14 protein-coding genes are annotated in these 16,587 nt (G+C 32.5%); 13 read left to right on the top strand and 1 reads right to left on the bottom strand.

Translation table 11 applies throughout. The annotated features are described in order from the left end of the window. Nucleotides 1–44: 44 nt before the first annotated feature. Entirely contained in the window at nt 45–980 is a 936-nt protein-coding gene (gene ctlX / locus N4T20_RS01710; RefSeq protein ID WP_260671435.1) for a citrulline utilization hydrolase CtlX, read from the top strand. Between the two features lie 80 nt (nt 981–1,060). Here the strand turns inward: ctlX and N4T20_RS01705 are convergent, their stop codons facing one another. Further along, nucleotides 1,061–1,687, bottom strand: a complete 627-nt coding sequence (locus N4T20_RS01705; RefSeq protein ID WP_095931487.1) for a MarC family NAAT transporter — start codon at nt 1,685–1,687, stop codon at nt 1,061–1,063. Nucleotides 1,688–1,840: 153 nt separating this feature from the next. Between N4T20_RS01705 and N4T20_RS01700 the strand changes: the two genes are divergently transcribed. From N4T20_RS01700 to N4T20_RS01645, 12 genes are all read left to right on the top strand, one after another. Continuing rightward, nucleotides 1,841–2,206, top strand: coding sequence for a CoA-binding protein (locus N4T20_RS01700; protein WP_260671434.1), 366 nt, complete (start codon nt 1,841–1,843; stop codon nt 2,204–2,206). A gap of 162 nt (nt 2,207–2,368) precedes the next feature. Beyond that, entirely contained in the window at nt 2,369–2,989 is a 621-nt protein-coding gene (gene recR, locus N4T20_RS01695; protein ID WP_260671433.1) for a recombination mediator RecR, read from the top strand. Nucleotides 2,990–3,059: 70 nt separating this feature from the next. Continuing rightward, nucleotides 3,060–3,851 (top strand): polysaccharide biosynthesis/export family protein, encoded by a 792-nt coding sequence (locus tag N4T20_RS01690; RefSeq protein WP_260671432.1) that lies wholly within the window; start codon nt 3,060–3,062, stop codon nt 3,849–3,851. 15 nt (nt 3,852–3,866) lie between these two features. Further along, the gene (locus tag N4T20_RS01685; protein ID WP_260671431.1) at nt 3,867–6,308 is read left to right on the top strand and encodes a polysaccharide biosynthesis tyrosine autokinase; all 2,442 of its coding nucleotides are present in this window, start codon (nt 3,867–3,869) and stop codon (nt 6,306–6,308) included. A gap of 10 nt (nt 6,309–6,318) precedes the next feature. Then, nucleotides 6,319–7,302, top strand: coding sequence for an SDR family oxidoreductase (locus N4T20_RS01680; protein ID WP_260671430.1), 984 nt, complete (start codon nt 6,319–6,321; stop codon nt 7,300–7,302). 24 nt (nt 7,303–7,326) lie between these two features. Beyond that, nucleotides 7,327–8,718, top strand: coding sequence for a UDP-glucose 6-dehydrogenase (locus N4T20_RS01675; protein ID WP_260671429.1), 1,392 nt, complete (start codon nt 7,327–7,329; stop codon nt 8,716–8,718). Nucleotides 8,719–8,792: 74 nt separating this feature from the next. Next, complete coding sequence (locus N4T20_RS01670; protein WP_260671428.1) at nt 8,793–9,257, top strand: UpxY family transcription antiterminator; 465 nt, start codon at nt 8,793–8,795, stop codon at nt 9,255–9,257. A 282-nt stretch (nt 9,258–9,539) separates the two neighbouring features. Further along, a complete protein-coding gene (locus N4T20_RS01665; RefSeq protein WP_260671427.1) occupies nt 9,540–10,829 on the top strand; it encodes a nucleotide sugar dehydrogenase in 1,290 nt (429 codons plus the stop codon). A gap of 30 nt (nt 10,830–10,859) precedes the next feature. Then, complete coding sequence (locus N4T20_RS01660; protein ID WP_260671426.1) at nt 10,860–11,867, top strand: mannose-1-phosphate guanylyltransferase; 1,008 nt, start codon at nt 10,860–10,862, stop codon at nt 11,865–11,867. Between the two features lie 16 nt (nt 11,868–11,883). Next, entirely contained in the window at nt 11,884–12,930 is a 1,047-nt protein-coding gene (gene rfbB / locus N4T20_RS01655; RefSeq protein WP_260671425.1) for a dTDP-glucose 4,6-dehydratase, read from the top strand. A gap of 47 nt (nt 12,931–12,977) precedes the next feature. Beyond that, nucleotides 12,978–15,482 carry an SLBB domain-containing protein gene (locus N4T20_RS01650; protein ID WP_260671424.1) on the top strand — a complete coding sequence of 835 codons (2,505 nt, stop codon included), beginning with the start codon at nt 12,978–12,980 and terminating at the stop codon, nt 15,480–15,482. Nucleotides 15,483–15,487: 5 nt separating this feature from the next. Then, nucleotides 15,488–16,564 carry a Wzz/FepE/Etk N-terminal domain-containing protein gene (locus N4T20_RS01645; RefSeq protein ID WP_260671423.1) on the top strand — a complete coding sequence of 359 codons (1,077 nt, stop codon included), beginning with the start codon at nt 15,488–15,490 and terminating at the stop codon, nt 16,562–16,564. Nucleotides 16,565–16,587 lie beyond the last annotated feature (23 nt).

Raw genomic sequence — 16,587 nt, 5'->3', positions numbered from 1 at the left:
TTGTGAACTTGAAACCTAAAACTTGAACAAAAAAATATAAAATCATGAAACAAACTACTAATGCTATTGTGATGATTCGGCCAGTTGCATTCAGAATGAATGAACAGACGGCTGTCAATAATTATTATCAAAAAGTGTTGGACGGACTTTTGCCGAGTACTGTTAATGCTAAAGCACAACAAGAATTTGATGCTTTTGTAGAAAAACTAAGAGCAGTTGGCGTTGATGTAACTGTTGTTGATGACAATTTGGAGACTGATACTCCGGATAGTATTTTTCCAAATAACTGGGTTTCATTTCATGAAAATGGAGATGTGGCACTTTATCCAATGTTTGCTGAAAATCGCCGTCAAGAACGTCGCGAAGATATTTTGGATACTTTGGAAGAAAAAGGATTTGAAATTTCTAATATTATGGATTATACTTCTGCAGAAGAAGATGGCATTTTCTTAGAAGGAACAGGAAGTTTATTGTTGGATAGAGCAAACGGAAAAGCATATTGTGCATTGTCGCCACGTGCAGATGAAGAATTGTTTATAGAGTTTTGTGAGGATTTTGATTATGCTCCTGTAATTTTTGAAGCTTTTCAAACTGTTGATGGCGAACGTAAATTAATTTATCATACTAATGTGATGATGTGTTTAGGCGAAACTTTTGCTGTGATTTGTGCAGATTCTATTGATGATAAAAAAGAGCGTAAAATGGTTTTGGATAATCTTAAACAAGACGGAAAAGAAGTTGTTTTAATAACAGAAGCTCAAGTAAATAATTTTGCGGGAAATATGCTTGAAGTTCGCGGAAAAGATGATAAGAGATATATCGTGATGAGTGCTTCTGCGTATCAAAGCCTGACTCCAAAACAAATTGCGCAGTTGGAAAATCATGCAGAAATTTTAAGTTCAAGTTTGGATACAATTGAAGCTTGCGGAGGAGGAAGCGCCAGATGTATGATGGCCGAAGTTTTCTTACCGAGAAGTTAAAAAAAAATATTTAGTAAAAAAAAGAAAGGGATAAAGTCATCACGATTTTATCCCTTTCTTTTTTAGAATATGATTTGAACTTAGAAATTTCCTTTAATAATATTCACAATTGCGCTTACAATATATTGAATGCCGATTGAAATAACTATAAAGCCAACAATTCTAGAAATCGCAACAATTCCTGAAGCACCTAATATTCGAGCTAAGTAATGAGCGCTTTTTAGAATTGCAAAAATAGCTACTGCAATTGCTAAAATCGCTAGTGAAGAAATGATGATTTCATTTATTTCATGATGTTCTTGGTAAAAAGCAATTAAAAGAGACATAGATCCAGGGCCAGCAAGCATTGGTATTGCTAATGGAGTAAGGGCGATATCGTTTCTGTGCTGCGCTTCATTTTCGATTTTTTTATTGATTCCTCGTTTTTTGTTGAATTTGCCAGAAAGCAAGGAAAATCCAGAATTTACAATTACGATTCCGCCAGCGATTCTTAAGGCGTCAATACTGATGCCAAAAAAAGTTAGAACATATTGACCAATGAAATAAGAGACCAGTAATATGATAAAAACATTGATTGCAGTCCAAAGAGAAATTCGAGATCTTTCTTTTTGCGAATCATGTTGTGTCAATCCAACAAAAATTGGCACTGTTCCGATTGGGTTTAATACCGAGAATAAAGCGGCAAATAAGTAAATAAATAATTCCATATTATGTTAGTTAGTAAAGTAAATGTAGTTATTTTTTGATGCTTTTGTATGAAATTATGTTATGAATATGTTTTTTATTGTTATCGATTCTGAATCAAAGATATAAGACGTAATCATTCTTTTTTGATTACTTTTGCAATCTAAATAAAAACCATGAAAAGTAAAAAAACATTAGTTATAGGCGCATCTACAAACCCAGAACGCTACTCGTTTAGAGCAGTCAATATGTTGGTTGGGAAAGGCCATTCGGTATTGGCAATTGGACAAAAAGCAGGTGAGGTTGCTGGAGTGAAAATTCAAACCAAGGCAATGCCAGTTAAAAATATCGATACTATTACTTTGTATTTAAATCCTGCTCGTCAAAGAGATTATTATAACTATATTATCGAATCGCATCCTAAACGTGTAATTTTTAATCCCGGAACAGAAAATCCAGAATTGTATCAATTATTAGAATCTAATGGTATTGAGGTAGAAGTAGCCTGTACATTAGTTTTGCTAGCTACTAGTCAATATTAAGCTAAAAGCATTTTTTGAATAGATGGTTTTTGAATGTCGCTAAATACATTTATTTCGGATAGAAAAAGAAAGGGGTTTCGGAATAATTTTTCAATATCGCTAACGCTTGAATTTAATGGATGTAATGTAGGCTAAACCATTAAAAGTATTACTTTTGTCGTCATGGAATTTTCATCAAAATTAATTGAAAAAGCAGTAAACGAAATGTCGCAATTGCCTGGTATAGGTAAGCGTACAGCACTTCGATTGGTTCTTCATTTGTTAAAACAGCCGAAGGAACAAACTGTCTTTTTATCTCAGGCATTATTGAATATGCGTGAGGATATTAAATTTTGCGAAAGTTGCCATAATATTTCGGATACTAAAGTTTGTGAAATATGCGCTAATCCGATTAGAAATCATGAAACAATATGTATTGTAGAAGATATTCGAGATGTTATGGCCATAGAAAATACCGGGCAATTTAAAGGTATATACCATGTGTTAGGCGGGAAAATTTCGCCCATCGAAGGAGTTGGTCCTAACCAGTTGAATATTTCTAGTTTGGTGGCGAAAGTGAAATCTGGGAAAGTATCGGAGATTATTTTTGCTTTAAGCTCAACAATGGAGGGCGATACAACAAATTTTTATATCTATAAGCAAATCGCGGACTCCAAGATTATTATTTCAACAATAGCGAGAGGAATATCGGTCGGAGATGAATTGGAATATGCAGATGAAATAACATTAGGGAGAAGTATTCTGCACAGAATCCCTTTTGAAAAAACATTTAAAAATAATTAACTAAACCCCAAATAACAGCTAGTTTTTTCTGGAAAATAACGGAAAAGCTATGTGAGATAAAATTTAACGAATGACAAAAAAAAGCTTTTTTCTATTCTTATTAATTTCAGCATTATTTACCTCATGCATTCCGATTAAAGATCTAGTTTATCTTCAAGATAAAAATGATTCTGGCGAACAAAAAGCAATTGCTGCAGTAGAAGCAAAACCATATCGCTTACAGGTAAATGACATTTTGAAAATCAATATAAAAGCAATCGATCCGAAATTAGTTTCTATTTTTAATACAACTGAGGATCAAGGAGGACAAGCGGGGAAAAGTGAATCGGCTTTGTATTTTGATGGATTTACGGTTGATGATCACGGAAATATTAGAATGCCAATTCTAGGAGAGATTAATGTAATTGGCTATACTCTTGAAGAGGTTCGCGTAAAAATTGAAAAGAAATTACTGGAAGAATATTTTAAGACTGAGGCCAATGTTTTTGTTACAGTAAAGCTGGCAGGTTTTAGATATACCATTAATGGGGAGGTTGGAAGCACTGGAACAAAAACATTGTTTAAAGATAATGTGACCATCTTGGAAGCTGTTGCAAATGCAGGAGATATTACTACAGTTGGAAACAGGAAAGAAGTGACCGTAATTCGACAAACTCCAACAGGTGTGCAGATGCATGATATTGACCTTACTGATGTGAATGTAATGAAATCGCCTTACTATTATTTACAGCCAAATGATTATATTTATGTAAAGCCGCTAAGACAAAAAACTTGGGGAACTGGCCAGACGGGAATACAATCTATTGGAACAATAATTACATTGTTATCTTTGGCTACAACGGTTTATCTAATAATAAAGTAAAAAGAGAATTTTAAAATGTTAGATATTAAAGACTTGGCCATTTTTGAAAATCAATCTCATTTTGATTTTAAAGGGTTTCTGCTTAAAATTGCAAGCTATTGGAAATGGTTTCTTGTAAGTTTGATTATTACTTTCACAGTTGCTTATCAGATAAACATTCGTAAAGAAAAGATTTACGAAATGCAAACTTTGGTTTCTATTAAAGAAGAAAATAATCCTTTTTTTACATCGAATACCAGTTTGGTCTTTAACTGGGGAGGAATTTCTGATCAGGTAAATGGGATTTCCACAATTCTCCAATCTAGATCTCATAATGAGTTGGTGATAGATAAACTTCAATTTTATATCGATTATTTGGAGCAAGGGGAGTATAATTTGATAGACTCTTATGGAGCTGTTCCATTTTATGTTGACATTGATAAAACCAAAGGACAGATTGCAAATACATTAATTAGCATAAAATTTTTAAGTGAAAATGAATATCAGATACAGATTCCATTTGAAAGTAATTCAGTTTCGCTAATCACTTATAGCAATAACTCTTATAGCAATACTTCGGTACAGCCTGTAATTTTTGCCAAAAAATATAAAGTAGGAGAAAGTGTTAATCTGCCGTTCTTAAATTGGAGACTTCAAATAAATGATAATCCAGGCTTTTATAAAGGCAAAGAATATTTTGTAAGATTTAACGATTTTGACGGAACAGTTTCTCAATATAAAGGAGTAAATGTAGATGCAGGAAAAAGTGGCGGGTCAATATTAACCTTGTCAATGCAAGGAACTAATAAAGCAAGAATGGTTGATTATTTGAATTCGACTGTAAAAATGCTTATTAAAATTCAGCTTGACGGCAAAAATCAGTTTGCTACCAATACGATTAGATTTATCGATAGTACGCTAGTCGCGATGGAGTCTCAGCTCAAACAGACTGGCAACGAATTAAAATCTTTCCAAAAGGATAAGAATATTTATGAAATAGAAGACGGCGGCTCTAAAGTTTCAGAGAAAATAATGGATTTTGATGTTGAAAAAGATCAGTTAACAAGAAAGATAGCTTACTATAATTCGTTAAAATCGTATTTAAACAATAGCGTTGATTATTCTAGATTGCCGGCTCCTTCTGTTGCAGGAATTGAAGATCCAAATATTGTTGCCAACGTTTCTAAACTTATTGCGCTTTCAACTCAAAGGTCTGAAATGGCTTATGCTGTAAAGAGCGAAAAAATATTTAAAGATTTTGATAATCAGATGGCTGCTGTAAAAAATGTTCTTCAAGAGAATATTGTCACTGCAAAAGCTTCTTTATTGTATGATTTATCTTTGGTAAACGCAAAAATTGGTCAAGCGGAAAGCACAGTAAAAAGACTTCCTGGTGAACAGCAAGAATTATTAAAAATCAAAAGGAAATATGATTTAAATGATAATATTTATACAGAGTTTCTTCAGAAAAGAAATGAAGCAGAAATTGTAAGAGCATCTAATCTGTCGGATATTCATTTTATTGATCCTGCAAAGGATATTGGAGGAGGATTAATTGGGCCAAAGACCTCTGTGAATTATATCATGGCTTTGTTTTTAGGGATTTTAATTCCTTTATTATTTGTTCTGGTAATCTTTTTTGTTAGCAATTCAATTCAGAATAGTGAGGATATTAGCAAGTTAACACAAATTCCTTTGCTTGGAGTTATTGGGCTTAATAATGATTCCACTAATTTGGCAGTTTTTGAGAAACCAAAGTCAGCTCTTTCAGAATCTTTTAGAGGTATTCGTTCTTCGCTTCAGTTTTTGTATAAAAAACAGCAAGTTAGCGGAGCAAAAACATTAATGATTACGTCTTCAATAAGTGGTGAAGGAAAAACGTTCTGCTCAATAAATATTGCCACTGTTTTTGCTTTAAGCGAAAAGAAAACGGTAATCGTTGGTTTGGATTTAAGAAAACCTAGATTGGCAGATGAATTTCAAATAAAATCACCTTTGGGAGTGGTTAATTATTTGATAAAGCAAAATAGCTTAGATGAAATCACTAATTCGACATTAATCCCAAATCTAGATGTAATACTTTCGGGGCCAATTCCTCCAAATCCTTCAGAATTAATTTTAAGTGATGGAATGAAGGAGCTGATTGATGAATTAAAGAAGAAATATGATTATATAGTTTTAGATACTCCGCCAGTTGGTCTAGTTGCAGATTCATTAGAATTGGTTCAATTCGCAGACGTAACATTGTATATCGTAAGGCAGAATTATACTAAGAAAGATATGATAACGTTGTTAAATACGAGACTTAAACGTGGAGAGCTAAGCAACGTAAGCATTATATTGAATGGTTATGAAAATAAAGCCAAATATGGTACCGGTTATGGCTACGGCTACGGAGCTTATTCAAATGGTTATCATGAAGAAGAAGTTAAAGCTGGATTTTGGAAAGCATTCATAAATCGAATCAGAAAAAGTTAAACTTGGATAAATGGAAAATAAAGCAAAATATACAATTTTAATTACAGGAGGAGCTGGATTTATAGGTTCGAATTTGACCGAGTATTTTTTAAGCTTAGGTTATAAGATTGTTTGTTTGGATAATTTTTCCACAGGTCACCGTCATAATTTAAAGGATTTTTTAGATAATCCAGATTTTAAACTAATTGAAGGCGATATTCGAAATTTATCTGATTGTAATTTGGCGGTTGAAGGGGCAGACTATGTTTTGCATCAGGCAGCTTTAGGATCTGTTCCTAGATCAATAAAAGATCCAATTACAACCAATGATGTAAATGTTTCTGGATTTTTAAATATGCTAACAGCAGCCCGAGATGCAAAGGTTAAACGATTTGTATATGCAGCCAGTTCTTCGACTTATGGAGATTCTCAAGGATTGCCAAAAGTTGAGGATGTCATCGGAAAGCCATTGTCGCCCTATGCAATTACTAAATATGTAAATGAGTTATATGCAGAAATCTTTAGCAAAACGTATGGCGTAGAAACAATCGGTCTTCGTTACTTTAATGTTTTTGGAAGGAAACAAGATCCAAACGGAGCGTATGCTGCTGTAATTCCGAAGTTTGTAAAGCAATTTATGAATCATGAAAGCCCAATAGTTAATGGGGATGGAAATTATTCTCGCGATTTCACATACATTGACAATGTTATTCAAATGAATGAGTTGGCTATGACTTCTCAAAATCTAGAAGCAGTTAATACCGTTTACAATACAGCATTTGGAGATAGAAACACATTAAATGACTTGGTGAAATATTTAAAAGAATATTTGTCAGAGTTTGATCCAGAAATAAAAAAGGTTCCAGTTATTTATGGAGAAAACAGAGCAGGAGATATTCCACATTCTTTGGCAAGTATTGAAAAAGCAAAAAAAATGCTAGGGTATAATCCAAAATATTCGTTGCAAGATGGATTGAAAGAGGCTGTAGGATGGTATTGGAATAATTTAAAATAAATAGATCAAAATAAAATAGATCAAATGAAAATTACAAAAATTTGCTGCATTGGCGCAGGATATGTTGGTGGGCCAACGATGGCAGTTATAGCACAAAAATGCCCGCACATTCAGGTTACAGTTGTTGATTTGAATGAACAAAGAATCGCAGATTGGAACGATCCAAACCCTGAAAATATTCCTATATATGAACCTGGTCTTTCTGAAATTGTGGCGGAAGCAAGAGGGAGAAATTTATTCTTTTCTACAGATGTGGATAGAGCAATAGATGAAGCTCAAATGATATTTATTTCGGTAAATACGCCAACCAAGACGTATGGAAAAGGAAAAGGGATGGCAGCTGATTTGAAATATATAGAGTTATGCGCTAGACAAATCGCAAGAGTAGCCAAACAAAATAAAATAGTTGTAGAGAAATCTACTTTGCCAGTTAGAACTGCTGAGGCCATTAAAAGTATCTTGGATAATACAGGAAATGGTGTTCAATTTCAAATTTTATCTAATCCAGAATTTTTAGCAGAAGGTACTGCGGTTGCAGATTTGTTAAATCCAGATCGAATTTTAATTGGAGGCGATAGTACGCCAGAAGGAGAAGAAGCAATAAAGTCTCTTGTAGATGTTTATGCAAACTGGGTTAGCAAAGATTTGATTTTGACAACCAATGTTTGGTCATCAGAATTGTCTAAACTGACTGCAAATGCATTTTTAGCGCAGCGCATATCGTCAATCAATGCAATGTCAGAACTTTGTGAGAAAACCGGCGCAGATGTGAATGAAGTTGCAAGAGCAATTGGAATGGATAGTAGAATTGGACCTAAATTCTTAAAATCTTCTGTCGGATTCGGGGGGTCTTGTTTTCAAAAAGATATTCTGAATTTGGTCTATATCGCAAAATCATACGGTTTGAACGAAGTTGCAGATTATTGGGAACAAGTCATTATTATGAACGACCATCAAAAAAGAAGATTCTCTAATAAAATTGTACAAACATTATATAATACCGTAGCGGATAAAAAAATTACTTTTTTGGGCTGGGCATTCAAAAAAGACACAAACGATACAAGAGAATCTGCGGCCATTTACGTAGCTGATGATTTGATAAATGAGCAAGCCAAAATTTCTGTTTATGATCCTAAAGTTTCTGAAAATAAGATGTTAAGTGATCTGAACTATTTAGAAACAAGATCAAGGGAAGAAAATAGTAAAGCCCTAAAGGTTTTGGATAATGCTTATGAAGCTTGTAAGGATGCTCATGCAATTGCAATCTTAACAGAATGGGATGAATTCACAACTTATGATTGGAAAAAGATCTACGATTCGATGCATAAACCAGCTTTTATTTTTGACGGAAGAAACATTTTGAATGCTAAAGAATTAGAGTCAATCGGTTTTGTTTACAGAGGTATAGGTTCTTAAGATCATCTTGTGAAGAAGTAAAAAAGGATGTGAAAATGTGAAGTAGTAAGGTTTACTTCGTTATAAATAAAAAGATGAACTGGTACGTAGTTTATACAAAGCCTAAATGGGAAAAAAAAGTTGCTGATAAACTCGATCAATTAGGAATTGAGTGTTATTGTCCTCTTATTACTCAAGTTAAGCAATGGTCAGATAGAAAGAAAAAGATTGAAACTCCGCTTTTCAGTTCCTATGTTTTTGTTCAACTGGAAGATTCAGAAAGGAATTTGGTTTTTCAGGCTGCTGGAGCGATAAGGTATTTATTTTGGCTTGGAAAACCAGCAATTGTAAAAGATCAAGAAATTGAAGCTATAAAAACTGGTTTAAAATCAACAAATATTAGTGAAGTAAGTGTTTCTGCTCTTCAGGTTGGAGACAAAATCAAATTAGAATCAGGAGCATTTATTAATCAGAATGCAATTGTTCAGGAAGTTTCTAATAATTATTATATACTAGTTTTGGAAACTTTAGGGTGTGTTTTAAAAATAAAATATAGATAACAGCGTTATCCAATAAAAATTAAACGGAAGAGAAGTCTTTTTTTAGATTTTTTCTTCTTTTTTTTTTATAAGGGAATTATTTACAGTCTGATTAATAACGTATTGTAGTTAAGCGTATTTTAATTAACAATTTGTTTTTGAGTATTACGTGAAACCGTATTGAATAACTAGACTTATTATACTATATTTGCGCGAAAATGATTAATTTAGGTATCTGAGTCAGATTTTGTGACTTGGAATGGCGAAGCCGTGAATTTTTGAAAGCCTAAAGGAATTAAGAAAATGGAAGTAGAAAAAAAAGTTAAAATTGCGGTTATTGGTTTAGGGTATGTTGGACTGCCATTAGCTAGATTATTTGCAACAAAATATCCTGTTATTGGTTTTGATATAAATGAATCTAGAGTTAATTCTTTAAAATCGGGAACAGATACAACTTTTGAGGTTGAAGATGATGTTTTACAAAATGTTTTAGTAGATAAACCAACTGAAAAAAAAGGATTATATTGCACTACATCTTTAAATGATATAGCTGAGTGTAATTATTATATAGTTACAGTTCCTACCCCTGTAGATAAAAACAATAGACCAGATTTAACACCTCTTTATAAATCTAGCGAAACCGTTGGTAAAGTTCTAAAAAAAGGAGATATTGTTATTTATGAATCGACTGTTTATCCTGGTGTGACGGAAGAGCAATGTGTGCCTGTTTTAGAGCGAGTTTCTGGATTAAGGTTTAATGAAGACTTTTTTGCAGGATATTCGCCAGAAAGAATTAATCCAGGAGATAAAGAACACACTGTTGAAAAAATCTTAAAAGTGACTTCTGGTTCAACCCCTGAAATTGGATTAAAAGTTGATGCTTTGTATAAGTCTGTAATTACAGCGGGAACACATTTAGCGCCTACTATAAAAGTTGCAGAAGCAGCAAAAGTGATTGAAAATTCACAGCGGGATATCAATATTGCCTTTGTAAACGAACTTGCTAAAATATTCAATTTAATGAATATTGATACGCAAGAAGTATTGACGGCAGCAGCGACAAAATGGAATTTCTTGCCTTTTAAACCAGGTCTTGTTGGAGGACATTGTATCGGAGTTGATCCTTATTATTTAGCTCAAAGGGCACAAGAATTTGGCTATCATCCTGAAATTATATTAGCAGGAAGACGTCTGAATGATAGTATGGGCGAATATGTAGCTTCGCAAATAGTGAAGTTAATGATCAAAAAAGGTATTTCTGTTAATGGCGCTGAATTATTAATGCTTGGGATTACTTTTAAAGAGAATTGCCCAGACGTAAGAAATACTAAAATCGTAGATGTAGTAAAAGCTTTAAAAGAATATGGAATTTTAGTGACCATATTTGACCCCCTTGCAAATGCAGAGGATGTAACAAAAGAATATAATTTAATAACATTAGACTCTATTCCAAACAATAAATTTGATGCCATAGTTCTAGGAGTTTCACATGCTGAATTTTTAGAATTAGATTTTGCTGCATTGCAAAAATCAAATAGTTTATTATATGATGTAAAAGGAGTTTTAGGTACTATAGCTGATAATAGGCTATAGTGCTAAAAGTCTTTTTTTATTTTAGAGAAAATGGAAACAAAAAATACAATAATACATGTTGTTTTGACCGGTGGAGTAGGCAGTAGATTATGGCCTCTTTCTCGTAAAAGCAGACCAAAACAATATTTAGAGATATTTGAAGGGAAATCATTATTCGAAATGACGGTAGAGCGTAATAGTCATTTGGCTGATAGAGTGATGGTTGTTGGGAATGTTGATAATCATCATTTGAGTGGTGTCGTTATGAACAAAACCAATACTGCTTATGTAAATATTGTGGAAGCTACACCTAGAAATACTGCAGCAGCTATTGCCTTTGCTGCTTTTGCTTCAAAACCAGAAGATATATTAATTGTAACTCCTTCTGATCATATAATTGATAAGATATCGGATTACAATAATGCGATCCAAGAGGCAATTTCTAAAGCAGAAGATGGATATATAGTTACTTTTGGAATTATCCCAACAAAACCAGAAACCGGTTATGGCTATATAGAATCTAAAGGAGATAAAGTTTTATCGTTTCGAGAAAAACCTAATGAAACTACAGCTAAAGAGTTTATTTCTAGAGGAAATTTTCTCTGGAATAGTGGTATGTTCTGTTTTAAGGCAGGAGTTTTATTGGACGAATTAAAACAATTTCAACCAGATGTTTATGAAAAATCTAAAGCAGTTTGGGAAGCTTCTCAAGAAGGGTTTTTAGATTTAGAATTATCAATGCAAATTCCATCTATAAGTATTGATTATGCTGTGATGGAAAGGAGTAAAAAAATTAAAGTAGTTCCTGCATCTTTTTCTTGGTCTGATCTTGGTTCTTTTGAATCAGTATACGAATATTTAGTTTCAAAAGGGCATCCTGTAGATTCTAATGGGAATATGGTAATCGGTTGTGATAGCCATACTGTTTTTTTAGGCTTAAGAAATACTATTTTTGTACATACTGACACTGCAAATTTGATTTTGCAAAAAGAAAATTCGCAAGATGTAAAGGATATATATAACGAACTGGAAAAACAAAATTCAGATTTATTAAATTAAATAAAAGCATTTTAAAATGAAAAAAATTCTAATAACTGGTGGAGCTGGTTTTATTGGTTCTCATGTAGTTAGACGTTTTGTGAATAAATATCCAGAATATCAAATTTTCAATTTAGACGCATTGACTTATGCGGGAAACCTTGAAAATATAAAAGATATTGAAAATAAACCAAATTACACGTTTGTAAAAGGAGATATTGTTGATGAAAATTTTATTAATGAACTTTTTAAACTTCATAACTTCGATGGTGTTTTACATTTAGCAGCAGAATCTCATGTTGATCGTTCAATTGAAGATCCATTAGCATTTGTGAAAACAAATGTTATCGGAACAATGAATTTATTGAATGCAGCTAAGAATCAATGGAAAGATAATTCTCAAGGGAAAAGATTTTATCACATTAGTACAGATGAAGTTTACGGTTCCTTAGGTTCTACTGGGCTGTTTACTGAACAAACACCGTATGACCCTAATTCTCCATATTCTGCTTCAAAAGCAAGTTCTGATCATTTTGTTAGAGCTTATGGAGAAACTTATGGTCTTCCATATGTTTTAACTAATTGTTCAAATAATTATGGATCATATCATTTTCCTGAGAAACTTATTCCTCTTTTTATTAATAATATTATAAATAATAAGTCACTACCTGTTTACGGAGATGGAAATTATACGCGTGATTGGCTATTTGTAGAGGATCATGCAATTGCAATAGATTTAGTTTTTCATGAAGGAAAAAATCATGAAACTTATAATATTGGCGGATTTAATGAATGGAAAAATATAGATCTCGTTAAGTTGCTATGTAAAATAATGGATAGGAAATTAGGAAGGGCGGAAGGTGCTTCTGAAAAATTAATAACATACGTAAAAGACAGACCAGGCCACGATTTGCGTTATGCTATAGATGCCTCAAAAATTAATAAAGAATTAGGTTGGAAACCTTCTGTTACTTTTGAAGAAGGATTAGAAAAGACTATAAATTGGTGCCTAGATAACCAAGAATGGCTCCAGAATGTTACTTCAGGGGCTTATAAAGATTATTATCAAAAACAATACTCATAAAGAAGATTTTAGTAAATAAATATCTTTGAAATAATTTTCTCGTAAATATGAAAAAAATAACATACGTTCTTGCTCTATTTTTTACGTTATTAATATCCTTAAATGCAAATGCCCAAGATATTGTAAAATCTAAAGACCTTAGTACTGTAAAAGTAGATTATTTGTCAGATGATGAAATTGCAAAAATTATTGCGCAATTAAAAAGTAATAATGCAACTATTAATGATGTTGAATCTATGGCTTTGTCCAAAGGGATGAGTCAAACGGAATTTGATAAGTTAAGAACTCGTATTACAGAATACGAAAAAAAGAATACTTCAGATAAGGATAAAGACAAAAATAAAAAGGATCAGGACAAACTTAAAAAAATAGATAAGGACTCAGAGTTTGGTAGAAAACAGGAAAAAATAAAAAATGAGAAAATTAAAGATTCTTTAAATGCTTTAGTTTTTGGTTCAGAATTATTTGATAATCCTACTTTAAATTTTGAACCAGATCTGAAAATGGCTACACCAGTTAACTATGTTCTAGGGCCAGGAGATAAATTAGAAGTTAGTATATATGGTGTTCAGCAATTTGAAGATACTGTTCCTGTAAATTTTGAAGGTAAAATTTCGATAACTAATGTTGGACAAATTTCTGTGGCAGGAATGTCTATTGAAGCAGCTACACAAAAAATTAGAGCTGCAATTGCTAGAGTATATAGTACAGTTAGATCTGGGCAATCTCAGGTTAGTGTTAGTTTAAGTGATATAAGAACTATAAAAGTAACAATTGTTGGAGGTAAACAGCCAGGAAATTATTCAATATCATCTTTAGCATCCGTTTATAATGCATTGCATTTGGCAGGTGGACCTGGAAAAAACGGTAGTTACAGAAATATAGAATTAATTAGAAATAATAAGATTTATAAAAATGTTGACATCTATAAGTTTTTAGTAAAAGGAGATCAATCCGATAATGTAAGCTTAAGAGATAATGATGTCATTAGAATCCCTGCTTATACTCAAAGAGTTGTAGTAGAAGGAGAAGTAAAACGCCCAGGTATTTTCGAAATGAAAAAAGGAGAAAAGTTTTCTGATCTATTGAATTTTGCATCTGGATTTAATGAATTTGCTTATACAGCATCAGTGAATGTATTGCAAAAGACAGGAAAAGAATTTAAGGTACATGATATAAATGAAAGCGAATATAATTCTTATCAACCTCAATCGGGAGATGTTTTTAGGATTACTAAGATTTTAAATCGATTTGAAAACCGTATTAAGATTGAAGGAGCCGTTTTTAGACCAGATTATTACTCATTTACAGAAGGAATGAGAATTTCAGATCTTGTTACAAGAGCAGAAGGATTAAAAGAAGACGCTTATAGTAAGCGAGCAAGAATTATTCGTCTGAAAACAGATTTGACTACTGAAATTGTTAATGTAGATTTAGGTGCTGCATTGTCAGGAGACTTAAATGCAGACATTGAATTAAAAAGAGAAGATATAGTTACAGTATATTCTATTTTAGATTTTAGAGAGGAATATAAAGTGACTATAGATGGAGAAGTAAAAAATCCTGGCGAGTATGAATATTTCGAGAATCTTACTTTAAATGATTTAGTTGTCCAAGTTGGAGGATTAACTGGCTCAGCTTCAAAAAGAGTTGAAATTGCGAGAATGATTAAATCTGATGCTATTGATGATGCAGATCCGAAGCGAATAGAATTAGTTGAATTAGAGATAACGGCAGACAATAATGAACAAATTAAGAATTTTGTTTTAAAACCCTTTGATGTTATTAATATCCGTCGAATGGCTGTCTATGAGAAACCAGAAATGGTTAAAGTAAGCGGTGCCGTTACCTATCCAGGGAAATATGTTCTAGCAAATAAAAAGGAGAGAGTTTACAATGTAGTAATGAGAGCTGGAGGACTAACATCTATTGCTAATTTAGATGGTATGAAAATCAAACGACCAATCAAAGAAGAGCAGATTGAGCAGCTAGAAACCATAAATCTTAACCTTGAAAAGAAAGAAACGTTAGAGAAAAAAGAAGGAGCTCCAGAGGAATTAAATTTGAAAACTAAAGATACACTTAAATCTAAGTTATCAAAAAAATTAAGAGACGAGTTAAAATACACAACTATTCCTGTGAATTGGGAAAAGATCGTGAAAGATAAAAATCACTATTCTAATGTTACCTTATTTCCTGGAGATGAAATTGAGGTTGCGGTATATAATGAAGGAGTTAAAGTTACAGGAAATGTACTTTTAACTTCTGAAATTCCTTATAGAAATGGTAAAGGGTTTAAATATTATATTAATTCTGTTGGAGGTATCGATAGTAAAGGATGGAAAAGAAAATCATATATAATATATCCTAATGGAAAGGCAGCTGTTACAAGTTCGTTTTTATTCTTTAGATCTTATCCTAAAGTAGAGCCAGATTCGCAAATTGTCGTTCCTGAAAAGCCTGAAAAGAAGAAAATGACTGCTGGAGAATGGGTAGGTATAGGAAGTGTAATTTCTAGTTTAGCTTTATTAATAGTTACAGCTTTTAAATAAATTTTATGGAAAATCAGTCTGTTGAAAACAGCGAAATATCGTTAAAAGAATTAATTCAGATAGTAAATGAATGGAAAGGGTATTTACTATCCAAATGGAGAATACTTGTCTTAATGGGATTAATTGGAGGTGTTTTAGGATTTGTATATTCATACTTTAAAAAACCTATTTATACGGCAACATTGACATTTGCGTTGGAAGATGAAAAAACAGGGGGTGGATTAGGCGGAGCACTTGGTCTAGCTAGTACGTTTGGAATTGATATCGGTGGCGGTGGCGGAGGAAGCATGTTTACCGGTTTAAATTTAACTGAATTATTTAAATCACGCCGAATGGTAGAGAAGACTTTACTAGTGCCTGTTAATGTGAATGGCAAAGTAATTTCTTTGGCAGAAATGTACATACAAGATAAAAAGTGGCGTGAGAAATGGGAAGATAGTCCTAAATTAAAGAATATTCAGTTTGTAAACCAAGATGAAAGTAAGTTTACTCGAGTTCATGACAGTATTTTAGGAATGATTTATCAAAATTTGTATAAAAATTCTTTATCAGTAGTCCAAAAAGATAAAAAAATTTCTATCATTTCAATGGATGTTTCTTCAAATGATGAACTATTTTCACTTTACTTTTGTGAAGCACTTGCAAGACAAGTAGGGGAATTTTATGTAGAGACGAAAAGCAAAAAAGCACGTAAAAACATGGAAATTTTGGAACGTCAGGTAGATTCTGTAAGAGCTGAATTAAATAGTGCAATTACTGGGGTTGCAATTGCAAATGATAATGCTTTTAATCTTAATCCGGCTCTCAACATTCGTAGGGCTCCTTCCGCTAGAAGACAAGTTGATGTACAGGCAAATACAGCTATTCTATCTGAGCTGGTGAAACAAAGCGAATTAGCAAAAGTTACGTTGCGAAAAGAAACACCTTTGATTCAAGTAATCGATAGACCTATTTTACCATTGCCAAAAGAGAAAACAAGTAAGGTGAAAGGAATAGTTTTTGGAGGTTTTCTCTTTACTGTATTAACTATTTTGTTTTTAATTTTAAAACGCAAGTTTAATGAAGCTAATAGCGAAAATTAATTTTAATTGTTTTTGTGACGTCT

Origin of the sequence: Flavobacterium sp. TR2 (assembly GCF_025252405.1) — a bacterium.
Classification (GTDB): Bacteria; Bacteroidota; Bacteroidia; order Flavobacteriales; family Flavobacteriaceae; genus Flavobacterium.
This window is presented reverse-complemented; position numbering and strand designations above follow the sequence as displayed.

Bases quoted from the DNA above. Each gene is read 5' to 3' on its own strand.
- N4T20_RS01685 (WP_260671431.1), top strand. From the start codon at position 3,867: ATGTTAGATATTAAAGACTTGGCCATTTTTGAAAATCAATCTCATTTT.
- N4T20_RS01665 (WP_260671427.1), top strand. From the start codon at position 9,540: ATGGAAGTAGAAAAAAAAGTTAAAATTGCGGTTATTGGTTTAGGGTAT.
- N4T20_RS01660 (WP_260671426.1), top strand. From the start codon at position 10,860: ATGGAAACAAAAAATACAATAATACATGTTGTTTTGACCGGTGGAGTA.
- N4T20_RS01705 (WP_095931487.1), bottom strand. From the start codon at position 1,687: ATGGAATTATTTATTTACTTATTTGCCGCTTTATTCTCGGTATTAAAC.
- N4T20_RS01670 (WP_260671428.1), top strand. From the start codon at position 8,793: ATGAACTGGTACGTAGTTTATACAAAGCCTAAATGGGAAAAAAAAGTT.
- N4T20_RS01650 (WP_260671424.1), top strand. From the start codon at position 12,978: ATGAAAAAAATAACATACGTTCTTGCTCTATTTTTTACGTTATTAATA.
- recR (WP_260671433.1), top strand. From the start codon at position 2,369: ATGGAATTTTCATCAAAATTAATTGAAAAAGCAGTAAACGAAATGTCG.
- N4T20_RS01645 (WP_260671423.1), top strand. From the start codon at position 15,488: ATGGAAAATCAGTCTGTTGAAAACAGCGAAATATCGTTAAAAGAATTA.
- ctlX (WP_260671435.1), top strand. From the start codon at position 45: ATGAAACAAACTACTAATGCTATTGTGATGATTCGGCCAGTTGCATTC.
- N4T20_RS01700 (WP_260671434.1), top strand. From the start codon at position 1,841: ATGAAAAGTAAAAAAACATTAGTTATAGGCGCATCTACAAACCCAGAA.
- N4T20_RS01690 (WP_260671432.1), top strand. From the start codon at position 3,060: ATGACAAAAAAAAGCTTTTTTCTATTCTTATTAATTTCAGCATTATTT.
- N4T20_RS01675 (WP_260671429.1), top strand. From the start codon at position 7,327: ATGAAAATTACAAAAATTTGCTGCATTGGCGCAGGATATGTTGGTGGG.
- rfbB (WP_260671425.1), top strand. From the start codon at position 11,884: ATGAAAAAAATTCTAATAACTGGTGGAGCTGGTTTTATTGGTTCTCAT.
- N4T20_RS01680 (WP_260671430.1), top strand. From the start codon at position 6,319: ATGGAAAATAAAGCAAAATATACAATTTTAATTACAGGAGGAGCTGGA.